Here is a 12,048-nt window from a genome sequence, read left to right on the forward strand (position 1 = left end):
AGCCCTTCTCGTAACTCACAACGCATAACTGGCAACTGATTAGTCATTCATCCCTCAAACTATCCACTGGATTGGCCCTTGCGGCTTTGATGGCATGGAAGCTGACGGTTGCCAATGCAATCAAGGCAGCTATGGTTCCGGCAAGGGCAAAAATCCACCACTGGATATCAATGCGGTAGGCGAAATCTTTCAGCCAGCTGTTCCCTGCCAACCAGGCTAAGGGAGTAGCGATAAGGATGGCAATGCCTACCCATGCCAAGAATTGCTTTGAAATGAGCGCAACAATGTCTCCTACACCAGCCCCGAGTACCTTACGGATGCCAATCTCCTTGGTGCGCTGAACCGTGGTAAATGCTGCTAAAGCAAATAGACCTAAACAGGCCAAGACGATGGCAATCCCGGCGAACAACGAAAACAGGTTGGCAATCCGTTCTTCCGTTTTGTACAGGGCATTGAAATCCTCGTCCATAAAATGGTAGTCGAAGGATCTATGGGCAATACGCGACTTCCATACGGATTCCAGCGCCGCCAAAGTCTGAGCCGTATTTTGGGTGTTGATCTTTATGAACAATTGCTGTACGGTGTTCGTATCCAGAAAGATGAGCAATGGACCGATGGGAGCATGCAGGGATTCAAAATGAAAGTCTTTTACAACGCCAACTACCGTTCCCGGTCCGTATCGCGATACCGTCTTTCCAATGGCCTGTTCGGGTGTCCATCCCAGGTCTTTTACCGCCGTCTCATTGAGCATGAAGGTAGACCTATAGTTTTTGTAATTATCGCTGGTATCTTGCAATGCAAAGTCAGCTTTGGTAAAATCCCTTCCCGCAACCAACTGCATGCCCATCGTTTGCAGGTAGTTTAGGTCCACGGGGGTGGCATTCACCGACAATTCCTTTACACCGTTGCCATCATCTACCGAAATGCCATCCCCCCAGCCAATGGAAGTGGGATCTTCGTACGAGCCTGTGATGCTTATCACATTCGGTACATTCTGGAACGCCGCTTTCAATTGCTCATATGCCGGCTTGGTTTTGCTATCTACGGGCAATACCACCACCTGTTCTCGATCGTAGCCCATATCTTTCTTTTGGATATAGGCAAGTTGTTGCGTCACGATCAGGGTGGCCGCTACCAAGAATATGGCAATGACAAACTGAAAGGTGATCAGGGATTTACGGAGCATGCCACCCGAATGAGAGACCCTTATGCCCGATTTCAATATGTTTACCAGCTTGGTACCGGTAAGTACAAATGCCGGATAGGCACCCGCTATGATGCTGATCAGTATGGCCAAAAGCACGACGACTATTAATGACTGCGGACGCATAAAAACGGCCGCTGTGAATACCTTTCCGGTAAGGACATTGAAAAGGGGTAATACCGATATACTGATGGCAAGTGCCAATGCGGTAGCTAGAAAAGTGATGACAAAGGATTCTCCTAAAAATTGTCCCCACAATTGCGATTTACCTGCCCCCATTACCTTACGGACACCTATCTCCGTACTCCGGCTTACCGATTGCGCGGTAGCCAAGTTCACGTAGTTCACACATGCTACAAGCAGGATAAGGATAGCCACGATGCTGAGCACATAGATGTAGGTCATGTTGCCGTTAACCTCCAGTCCCGCCAGTGTGGAGTGAAGGTGAACAGACCTTAAAGGTTCCAGGTGATAGGTCCAAAAGTCGGAGCTGTTTTCCGAGATGCCCATTTCAGCTTGGCCAACCTTTTTCATATATGTTGTAATCTGGCTGGCCAGATTATTCAGCTCCTTCCCATCATGCAGCAGAAGGTAGGTAATGTAATTGGCATTTTTCCATGTTTCCGTCGATGCAGCGCCTAGGCTGGTAAAGGACACCAATATATCATACTGAATTTGCGAATTCAGTGGGGCGTCTTTCACCACGGCTGTTATTTCATATGCTCGGTCTCCTCCATCCAGGGTGAGGGTTTTGCCGATTGGATTGTCGTGACCAAAATATTTCTTCGCGGCCGTTTCGGAAAGTACGATCTTGTTGGGCGTATTCAGTGCCGTGGCACCGTTGCCTTGCAAGACAGGAAAAGAGAACACCTTGAAAAAATCCTCGTCGGCATATACTACCTGTTTTTCCTCAAACGACTGCAGTCCATTGGATACCACACGTGGGTATTTCATGGTACGCACGTAGCTTTCGATCTGGGGGAAGTTGCGTTTGAAGTCAGGTCCTACTTTGGTACCCGTAACGGCTACTTTATTGTTACTTCCCGAAAACTGATATTCCATGGTTACACGGGCAATTCGATCCCTGTTTTCATGGAAATTGTCGTATGTTAGTTCGTTCCACACATATACTCCAATGAGTAAACAGGATACAATACCAGTGGTCAATCCAATGATATTTACAAAACTGTAGAGTTTGTTTTTTCGGATATTGCGCCAGGCAATTTTGATATAGTTTTTTAACATAGTATTTAAGCTTTCAGCAGTCAGCTCTTGGCAATCGGCTCCTGTATAGTTTAATTATTTATTTGGCTTTCAGCAGTCAGCTCTCGGCAATCGGCCTTCTATATTGTTTGTTAATTTTACATCTGTATTTAACTTCGGGTCGTCAGAAAGGAGCTGATAGCTGATTTCTGATAGCGGATAGCTGTCCATTATTCATCCCTCAAACTGTTTACTGGATTCGCTTGTGCAGCCTTGACGGCTTGGTAGCCAACGGTAAGTACCGCAATGCCCACCGAAAACAACCCGGCCAAGCCAAAGGACCACCATGGAATGCTAATCCTATCATTAAAATCTTGAAGCCAACGGGAAAATAGTCCCCAGGCAATGGGACTGGCTATGACCAAAGACAGAAAAACCAATCCGACGAAATTGACCGAAAGGAGATGTACGATCTTATAAGTGGTTGCTCCCAAAACCTTGCGCACACCGATTTCCTTTTTCCGCTGTTCGGCTATAAATGCTGCCAGCCCGAACAAACCCAGGCAGGCTATAAAGATCGTCAGCAATGAAAATATGGTGATTATTTTGTTTGTCCGGTTCTCTTCTGCGTAATAGCTCTGGATGTGTTCATCCAAAAACTGGTAGTCAAACGCCGCATCAGGGAGTTGTTGGTTGAATATCTGTTGTATCTGTGCGATATATGGGGTTACATTTTGCGCGTTATAACGCACCAAGAAGTAGCGATAGCCCTCATTTGGCCTGTTCATGCGATAGTATACGTATCCGCCAACCGTATTTTTCAGACTTTCGTAATTAAAATTCCTGACAACGCCCACGATGGTCGAGTTGGGCATCATTTCTGTCGAAAGATGCTGTCCTACCGCCTCATTTGGATCGGCATAACCCAGGTAAGCCGCCACCACCTCGTTGATGAGTATATAACAGGTTGTGTCGTTCGTCGACAGCTCATTCGGCAAGTCCGTACCGGCCAATAAGTCCAGGCCAAGCGTGGGTATCACAGCCCCACGGCTGCTGGAAGTCCTGATAGGCAGTCCTTCATTCGTCTCGCCTGGGCGATGCATCGTTTTTCCACTTTCTCCAAAACCGGGAAAAGTCTGCAATGCAGCCATGCTTTCCGTTCCTGCCAGACTGAGGACGGATTGCTGTATGCTATTGAATTTTTCCGTGGAGTTGATGGCGCGAATGGGAATAGTCAGGATGTTTGTAGGCTGGTAGCCAAGGTCTTTCTCTGCCACGTGGCGCATCTGTAAGGAAATGATAATGACCCCAATGATCAATACAATGGAACAGGTGAATTGAAAAACGACCAATCCTTTGCGGAGGAACTGGGCCACGGTGCTCTGCGTAATGATGTTTTTCATGAGCGACAGGCTCGGGATATTGGCCATGAAGAATGCCGGATAGCTGCCTCCCAATAAGGTAATGGTCAGCCAGATCGCCAAGGATATCCCCATGTTTTCCATGCTGAACAGCTGCGAAATAGGAATGTCGGAACCTACTATCCCATTGAATACGGACAAGGCTACTGACGCGAGAACCAAACCCAAGAGAATGGCAACGAACGAAATAATTGCTGTTTCCAAATAGAAGCGAAGCTTTATTTGGTTGCGATGAGCTCCCAAAACTTTGTTTACGCCTACTTCTTTCGCATTTTTTTGCGAACGGGCGGTTGCCAGGTTCATGTAATTGATACAGGCGATGAGAATGATCAAAAAGGAAAGGACGAATACCGTTTTGACGGTGCTGATATTCCCATTCCGCGCTGACAAATTATCGCGCAGATCGGTCGAATATAGGTGCACTTTGGATAAAGGCTGTAAGAAAAAGCGTGTATAATATTGTCTGTCCTTTGCAACGTACTTGTCTATCAGGGCGGTTGCTTTTTCCTCCACTTCGGATGGATTGGCGTTTGCGTTCAGCAGGCAAAAAGTTTGGTAACTGGCATTCGACCAGTGCACATTTTTGCCCATCCACGAATCCATGATGTTCAGGAAAATATCGCCATCGAACGAACTGTTTGCAGGTAGGTCTTGAAAAACACCCGATATATTCAAGGTATCCTGTTGGTTGATAACGATTTTCTGGTTTAAGGCTGGTTCGTTACCGAACATCTTGTTCTTTTTGCTTGCGGAGATGACTACGCTCTTCGGATGGAGAAAGGCCGAATGACGATTACCTTCGGTAAATGCTACGTCGAAAAGGCTAAAAAATGAAGAGTCCGTGAGAAAAATATTTTTTTCGCTGAAATTGTTCTCATTGGCACGTACAGATCCAAAACCGGTGAAATCCAGCTTGACCAGGCGTGCCATGGACTGCACTTCAGGTATGTCGGTCAACATCGTGGGACCTACGGAATTGGGAAGCGTAGTCCATTTTTCATAGTTGTATTCGGCGTTTGCTTCCATAACGACGCGATACATGCTGGCCTCTTTTGCAAATTGCTTGTCAAAGCTCAATTCCTGTCGGGCGTAAGTGATCAACAGGACTGCAACCGCTAAACTTACTGCCAGACCGAATATGTTCAACAAGCTGAAAAATCGGTTTTTGGACAAACTTCTCCAGGCTATTTTTAAATAGTTTTTTATCATGGTAATTAGATATGAGACATCAGATATGAGATTTGAGACTATTTACAACTTAAAACTTATTACTTTAATTCCCGTTTTTTTTGCTATCGGCTCTCTCACAACATACAACACACAACTCGTGTCTTGGCGAGCGATAATTTAGGGCACAAATACTTCTTGGCGAACAAGAACGGATTTATGTCGTGTATCTCTACACACTTGCTGGAACAGCAACTGTACCAAAAATATAACATGCTGATATATAATAATTTATTATAGATTGGGTTGTGCTAAGTGTTCGATTTCGAACACTTATTGTCCAAATATGGGCATTTTAGGGTGGGTAGGTATGGGCGGTGTAGTTGTTCACGGCCTACCGCAACGAAAGAATGATGTGGACACAGGTAGTTATTGGGATTTTTGTCCTGCGCACATGTATATTTTAATATACTCTTTTGATAATCTCACCTGTGTATCGGTAAAATTATCGGTTTTTTTTACCTATATATGGGTAAAATTATCGGTTTTTTTTACCTTTGAATTGTTCGGAGGATATAACATGAAAAGGAAATTGTTTGCTTATTTGCAACGGCACCTTGAAAAAAAGGAAATCACCATTCTTACTGGCGCACGGCAAACGGGCAAATCTACTTTATTAAAGCAGCTGGAAGCATATTGCCGTGAAAGTAATATTAGGACAGCTTTTTTTAATCTGGAGAACAATACGTTACGCCAAGATTTGGATGGTCACCCATTTAATTTGTTGAAATACTTGCCAGATGATCAGGGATATAAGGTGGCTTTTATTGACGAGGTTCAGTACCTGAAAGACCCTTCTAATTTTTTGAAACTGATTTATGACGAATATCAAGGTCAAATAAAACTGGTAGTAACAGGAAGTAGTGCATTCTATATAGATGATAAATTCCGTGACTCCTTGGCTGGTAGGAAAAGAATATTTCATTTGTTGACCTGTTCTTTTGACGAATATTTGTCGCTTTCGGGAAAAATGGAGTTGGCGGAGGAATTTAAGCGAATCTTAAGAGAGCCAAGTGCAAAAACGATCTCTATCGATCATTTGCGGAACGAATGGGAACTTTATATGCTATATGGCGGATATCCTGCCGTGATAACAGAATCTGACAGGGGAGAAAAAATAGCACGATTGCGCGAAATTCGTGATTCCTTTGTGAAGCGGGATATCCATGAATCGGGAGTACTGAACGAAACTATGTTTTACAGCTTGTTTAAAATCCTGGCCTCACAAACTGGCAGTTTGGTAAATGTCAATGAATTGGCTTTGACGTTAAAGATCAAACATCAAACGGCTTCAAATTATATTACTGTGCTAAGGAAGTGTTTTCATATGGCTTTGGTTACGCCTTTCCATAAGAACATCCGCAAGGAACTTACCAAAATGCCTAAGCTATACATGCTGGATTTGGGTTTGAGAAATTGTTTGCTCAATAATTTTGATCCCTTGAATGGTCGCTTGGATAAAGGAGAAATATGGGAAAACATGGTTTATCGTGTTCTGGCAGAAAGATATGGTTTGGAAGGTCTTTCTTTTTGGCGTACAACCGATGGTAACGAAGTAGATTTTGTGTTAAGTGATATTGATGCTCCTAAGGCTATCGAAGCAAAATATGATAAGCAACTAATCAAGCCTTCTAAATACAAATTGTTCAACGCCAATTATCCAGATATACCATTGGCTTTTTCATGGTTATCCCCATTTGATGAAGATTGCTTTCGACGGCTGTATTCGTAACTATTGTATATTTTAAGGCTTATTCATCGGGCATCAACGTCAAATGACCATATAAGGTATTCAATAAGGTGCAGGGATCCGTGTCAATGGCTTTGGCTATCAGGTACAACTCGTCCGCACGCAATTTGGTTGAAGGATTGAGCGTTAGTTCGTTCATCCGAGCTTTGCTCAGCCCGGTTCTTCTTGCTACCATAGACTTATTTACCGAGCGTTTAGCTAATATTTCACCTAATTTTGTCATAAAATCCAATCATTTGTTCCGATAAATATCTGTTTTGTATAGAAATTATGAATAAAATTTCTTTATATTGATATTTTATCTATACTTTTGTATAGAAATTCAATATAATAATTTAGTTTTTATGGAAACAAGCATATTCAACAGGCAAATTCTTGTGGAGCGACTGATCAGCCGAATGGACTTAAACCGAGTTTTTCTTTTTTCCTATCCTTATATGGAAGAGGAACGGCAGCACCTTTTGCTGGTAGTCAACCCGTTAAAAGGACTATCGCCCAAGGCGATGGCGCCCATCGTATCCCTATGTATGTCGGATATGGAAGAAATCCCTTTTGATATGATCCTGGCAGGGGAGTGGCAGAATCACTTGAAACAAGGAAGCCTCTACTACACCTACGCGTCACTGCCTCGACATGAACTCTTCGCGGCCCCGAAGAAGAAAAGTCCGCTTTTCTCCCATAAGACTATAATGGGACTGCTTGAACTTTCCCGTGTAAATTACGAGAAATGTGCTAAAAACGCCGATGAATTCAGGGAAGGCGTAGATAACTTCCTTGCTCGAAACGATTATGGACAAGCTACTTTCATGCTGCACCAGTTTCTGGAATTACGCCTCAAAGGTTTTCAGTCTGCCGTAGGATTGAACGGAGGCAAATCGCACAACATTGAACACTTGATAAAGTCTGTCAGGGCTGTAGCTCCGCAGCTGTTGTCCATCTTTCCGTATGACAGCCCTTCGGTAGAGCTGTTCCGCCTGTTGGACCAAAGCTATCTCAAGGCCAAAAAGCAAGAAACGGTGGAGATCACCCCAGAGGAATTTGACATCCTATTGGAAAAATGCAAGTACGCACAAGTAGCCATGGATAGCATGGTGGCATCGATGGTGGAACGGATTACGGCTTACCGCGAGCAATTGCCGCAAGAGGCGGATAGTCATGCAGACGAGGAAAAAAAAACCGGGGTCTCCAAGCCTACGCTTGCCACGACCGCTGCCCCCATGCAGATTATCTGCGAGGATTTCTCGCGTTTCCCCTGGCCGGAACAATATAAGCAGGATGCCAATGCGCTCTTGGATAGCCTTCGCCAAAAGCACAATCCCGAGCAGATCAGGATGCTGAACTACCATACCGGCGGTTTCTCTGGGGGCAGTCTTTTCCAGCATGAACCCGAATTGGAAAAGGAAGGGGCCAAGGTGGAGCTGTACCTAGTTGTTTTGATGAAAAGTAAAGGGCCTTTCAACTTTAGGTGCTTGCAAGTAGGGATGGCCAGTGCTAGGGTACTCTACCTCAACCTGGATTATGTGAAAAAGAAGCTTGCCGAAGGTCACCGCTTTGTCCATACCCTGTGGACCAAAGGCTGGGTGTTACGCAAGAAATCTACTTTTGAACCAGATTTTGCAGTGGCGGAGGTGGATTGGAAAGATGAGTATGAGCGCCTGACAGAGATCTGGCAGAATGCGAAGACCTGCATGGAAAACATCCTAAGCCTGATTGAAAGTACCGAAAACCTACCTGCAGATGTCGGATTGCAGCTCTTGAGTGATTTATTTGCAATAGGCCTTCATACACATTTGTATTTTGCCGTGGGATTCATTCCTAAGCAGGTTAACCTCGATGAACTGTTCGATTGGTCTGGTGTAACGGGGCGGACCGTCATAGAACATACGGCCTCTAACAACAAGGAAGAAACAAGATTATTTCATTTGACGCTTCATCCGCGGCGTATCTGGTGGGAAAGTGGTTTGATATCAGCGGATTGGGTTGAATGGTATGCGCATGATAAAGCACAAGTTTATTTTAAGCTGTTTAGTAGCCTTTGTAACGGTGTGCTGAAGGAGGTGGAGCACCTAGCAAAACAAACCAACGTTTTGTCATAACAACCAATTTTGAACGGAATTAACTGATAAAGCACTTGATGAAATGGAAAATATATATCTAAAAACTTCTGAAGAGTTTTTTGACCAACAGGAATATCTGATGGAAGGAATCCGCGAAGCACTATACAATGATAATAGCGAATCGTTCGCGGCAAAGCTATGGAAATTAACGACTTGGGTAACATCCCAATTGACAGACCTTCCTGATGAAGGCGTTGTTAACAAAATTGTTGACCATACGACAGGAATGGTCAAAGGCGCGCACTTTTTTCTACATCATAAAGAACGCTTGGGTTTTGAAGACTGCGATATAGACAGGAAATGGGTGCCAAATCCCTACCGCCCCTAAAGAAAAAAGTTGTTTAGACGAAAATTATATCGACACGAAACGATTTATACTCAAACTTTTAGATGTTCTCTTTCTGATCAACTTGGATATATGCAAGAAGCAAACCGTTCAAGATAAAGTTATTTATCCAAAAGGTCATGATAGGAAGGAAGAAGAGAAAGAACGTGGTGGGGAAGACAAAAACTAAACGGGCAATCAAATTTATCATGCAAATAATGAAAAACGATTTTACCTACCAGATTCCGAAAGATGATAATGAATATATCGATCATCTAACCCATGAATTTTTATGGCCTCTCAGGTTGTTTGGCTATGAAAAGTTGAAAGAATCCTTGTGGTCTTTAACGAAAGTCGTGACGGCGCAAGACCCTGAACACGATTACAAGACAAAGGATTTTACGAAAGTAATCGAAACGATGAAGGACTTAATCAATGGAGCTTGGGTATTTAAAGACCGAATGAGGAGGGAACGATTTACACCACCCTTATTAAACATCGAATGGGTAGAAAACCCCTTTCGCCAGAAGGTAAAACACCAAGATCCGGATTATGATAAGCGAAACAGGCCCGGGATTGCTTCGAAAGGCGATTTGAAACAGTTAAATAAGTATGAGTTAAGAAATTTTAATATTGCATTGGACGATTTTTTCTCTAAAATAAGCGTCGTCGAATGGTGTCTTCTATTGGATAAATGGCACGAGTATGCCAATAAATGGGATAGTATCGCGTCATCGGGTTGGGATGACCAGCCTTTGGATACCTATGAAAATTTTCTAAAGCTTATCGAAGTAGCGTACTATGTCCAAGAGGCTTACTATTGTGGTTTTACCAAAGACGGCATGCCCCACAATGAGCATTTATTTGAAGACGATTATACGATTATTCATTTAGATGCAGGAAATACCGGAAAATACAACCCGCTTGAACACATCAATTGGATTATGCATCGGTATAACGCCACTTCGCTTAAACAGGAGATTGACGAGTGGTTTGATTGCGGTATTGAAAAGGATAGCCTATGGAACAAGGGAGAGCCAGGGAAATTGGTGCGTATTTACGAGGATGTTGCTACGTTACTAGAGGGAGGATGGTTATTGACCCAAGGAGATGAGGTGCCTAGTTTTTGGCTCGATCCAGATACTTACGATCATTTTGAAGAACCGAAGCTAGAAGAAGGGAATGGTTTGAAAGAGCATCATTTGACTAACAAGCAATTTAGCAACCCTCATTGGGCCTTATCGAAGATTTATCGCAGAACTGGTGTCGGTCTTGCAAGACAAGAACTGCTTTACATGTTACATTGGGCGTTACAGAAAGAGTTTAAGGCGTATAATCAGTTTGATGAATTGCGACAAGAATTGTTCAAAATTATTGAGCTTATATATTTGATTAATATCGAGGTGTGCAGTAGACGGACAAAGCGAATAAAAGAGCAAACAGAACCTAATTAAAAGTCGATTATGCCTTTTGCCAATCATACTCCATGGTTATGTAAACAAACTACACGGGAAGCTCCAAAAAGTCATCGAGGCATCGCACCTCATCCATATCCAAACCCATTAAAATACATCGTGAAGGGAACAGGTATTTCTATGTGTATAAAATTTAGTATCTTTACACCTATAATAAAAGATAAATGATGCGTACCAATATTGAATTAGATGACCAATTGGTCAAGCAAGCACTCCAAATCAGTAACCTGAAAACGAAAAAAGACGTGGTGCACGAGGCATTGAAGCAATATGTTGCGTCGTTGAAGCGAAAGAAGCTACTAGCCCTTCGTGACAAAGGGACTTGGGAAGGCGACTTAGAGCAGATGCGCAGTCTATGAGAGAACCCTTGATTTTCGATACGTCGGTATGGATTGACTTCCTGAATGAGCAAACCACACCAGCTGCCCAGCTTTTGGAAGCGTATATTCTCGAGGATGAGGAGGTGCTCATCACACCAACTATCCTACAGGAAATTCTGCAAGGTATACGTGAGGATAGCAAATATGGTAAGATCAAAGAAACGCTTTCCTATTTCCGACTATTAGAAATACCTGCTTATCAAGCGGCTATTGGAGCCGCAGATTTATACCGTTTATTACGCAAACGTGGCATCACCATCCGTAAAAGTAATGATTGCTTAATTGCTTATTTCTCCATTTGGTTTGCTGTTCCCCTTGTACATACCGACCGGGATTTTGACCAAATGGTGGGATGCAGTGAATTGGTTGTGTGGCAAAGCAATCATTAAACCCTGTTATCCTCTTTTCTATAACACTTTCCGACCGCATCTGCAGAAAATCGAGGTCATTGGTTAAGCCGCAGAGCATGCTCGGATAAATTGCAGGATCATCTCAAAAGGTTATAACCATAAAAAGCAGTCTATTTTATTAAGTTTTTATGGTTATAACCATAAAAACTTATTTATAATACGTGCTTTTATGGGGTGTAACCATAGAAGGCGTGAAGCATATGCATGTAGGTGATTTCCTGCTGTCGGGCACATTTTAAGGTAGAGACACAAATGTTGCTTCATTGAGGTTGTCACAGGTCCGTGTCTGATGCCTTATAAAAACTGAAAATCACCTTGTTATTTTAAAAGACGTATATAATAATTATATTTGTACGTATAATTTTGTTGAAATTATGGATTCGAAACTCACACTGAAACTAAATGAAAGCGTAATTGAAAGGGCCAAAAAATACGCTTCAAACAAAAAAATGAGCTTATCATTCCGACTTCAAGGATTTTGAGGATGCCATGCAGTATTTTAGTGCAGTGGCATCAAGCTGCGAATTAATCATTAC

10 protein-coding genes are annotated in these 12,048 nt (G+C 43.1%); 7 read left to right on the forward strand and 3 right to left on the reverse strand.

Annotated features, from left to right (window positions below):
- Positions 1 to 43 precede the first annotated feature (43 nt).
- On the reverse strand, positions 44 to 2,449 hold the full coding sequence (locus tag A37S_RS0117835; RefSeq protein WP_028298173.1) for an ABC transporter permease: 2,406 nt from the start codon (positions 2,447 to 2,449) through the stop codon (positions 44 to 46).
- A gap of 188 nt (positions 2,450 to 2,637) precedes the next feature.
- Complete coding sequence (locus tag A37S_RS0117840; RefSeq protein WP_028298174.1) at positions 2,638 to 5,037, reverse strand: ABC transporter permease; 2,400 nt, start codon at positions 5,035 to 5,037, stop codon at positions 2,638 to 2,640.
- 538 nt (positions 5,038 to 5,575) lie between these two features.
- Here A37S_RS0117840 and A37S_RS0117845 point away from each other — a divergent pair.
- Positions 5,576 to 6,787, forward strand: coding sequence for an ATP-binding protein (locus tag A37S_RS0117845; RefSeq protein ID WP_036603053.1), 1,212 nt, complete (start codon positions 5,576 to 5,578; stop codon positions 6,785 to 6,787).
- A gap of 19 nt (positions 6,788 to 6,806) precedes the next feature.
- On the opposite strand, the gene A37S_RS0117850 is transcribed toward A37S_RS0117845, so the two are convergent.
- Positions 6,807 to 7,028, reverse strand: a complete 222-nt coding sequence (locus A37S_RS0117850) for a helix-turn-helix domain-containing protein (RefSeq protein WP_028298176.1) — start codon at positions 7,026 to 7,028, stop codon at positions 6,807 to 6,809.
- Between the two features lie 121 nt (positions 7,029 to 7,149).
- Between A37S_RS0117850 and A37S_RS0117855 the strand changes: the two genes are divergently transcribed.
- From A37S_RS0117855 to A37S_RS28340, 6 genes are all read left to right on the forward strand, one after another.
- Positions 7,150 to 8,901 (forward strand): HEPN domain-containing protein, encoded by a 1,752-nt coding sequence (locus A37S_RS0117855; RefSeq protein WP_028298177.1) that lies wholly within the window; start codon positions 7,150 to 7,152, stop codon positions 8,899 to 8,901.
- Between the two features lie 43 nt (positions 8,902 to 8,944).
- Positions 8,945 to 9,250, forward strand: coding sequence for a hypothetical protein (locus tag A37S_RS0117860; RefSeq protein ID WP_028298178.1), 306 nt, complete (start codon positions 8,945 to 8,947; stop codon positions 9,248 to 9,250).
- 215 nt (positions 9,251 to 9,465) lie between these two features.
- Positions 9,466 to 10,701, forward strand: coding sequence for a hypothetical protein (locus A37S_RS0117865; protein ID WP_157278799.1), 1,236 nt, complete (start codon positions 9,466 to 9,468; stop codon positions 10,699 to 10,701).
- Positions 10,702 to 10,886: 185 nt separating this feature from the next.
- Positions 10,887 to 11,081, forward strand: a complete 195-nt coding sequence (locus A37S_RS0117870; RefSeq protein ID WP_245586419.1) for a type II toxin-antitoxin system VapB family antitoxin — start codon at positions 10,887 to 10,889, stop codon at positions 11,079 to 11,081.
- Positions 11,078 to 11,491, forward strand: a complete 414-nt coding sequence (vapC, locus tag A37S_RS0117875) for a type II toxin-antitoxin system VapC family toxin (RefSeq protein WP_028298181.1) — start codon at positions 11,078 to 11,080, stop codon at positions 11,489 to 11,491. The genes A37S_RS0117870 and vapC overlap by 4 nt, the downstream gene beginning before the upstream one ends.
- A 395-nt stretch (positions 11,492 to 11,886) precedes the next feature.
- Positions 11,887 to 11,994 carry a DUF6364 family protein gene (locus tag A37S_RS28340; protein ID WP_425414412.1) on the forward strand — a complete coding sequence of 36 codons (108 nt, stop codon included), beginning with the start codon at positions 11,887 to 11,889 and terminating at the stop codon, positions 11,992 to 11,994.
- Positions 11,995 to 12,048 lie beyond the last annotated feature (54 nt).

This window comes from Olivibacter sitiensis DSM 17696 (assembly GCF_000427965.1).
Taxonomy (GTDB): Bacteria; Bacteroidota; Bacteroidia; order Sphingobacteriales; family Sphingobacteriaceae; genus Olivibacter; species Olivibacter sitiensis.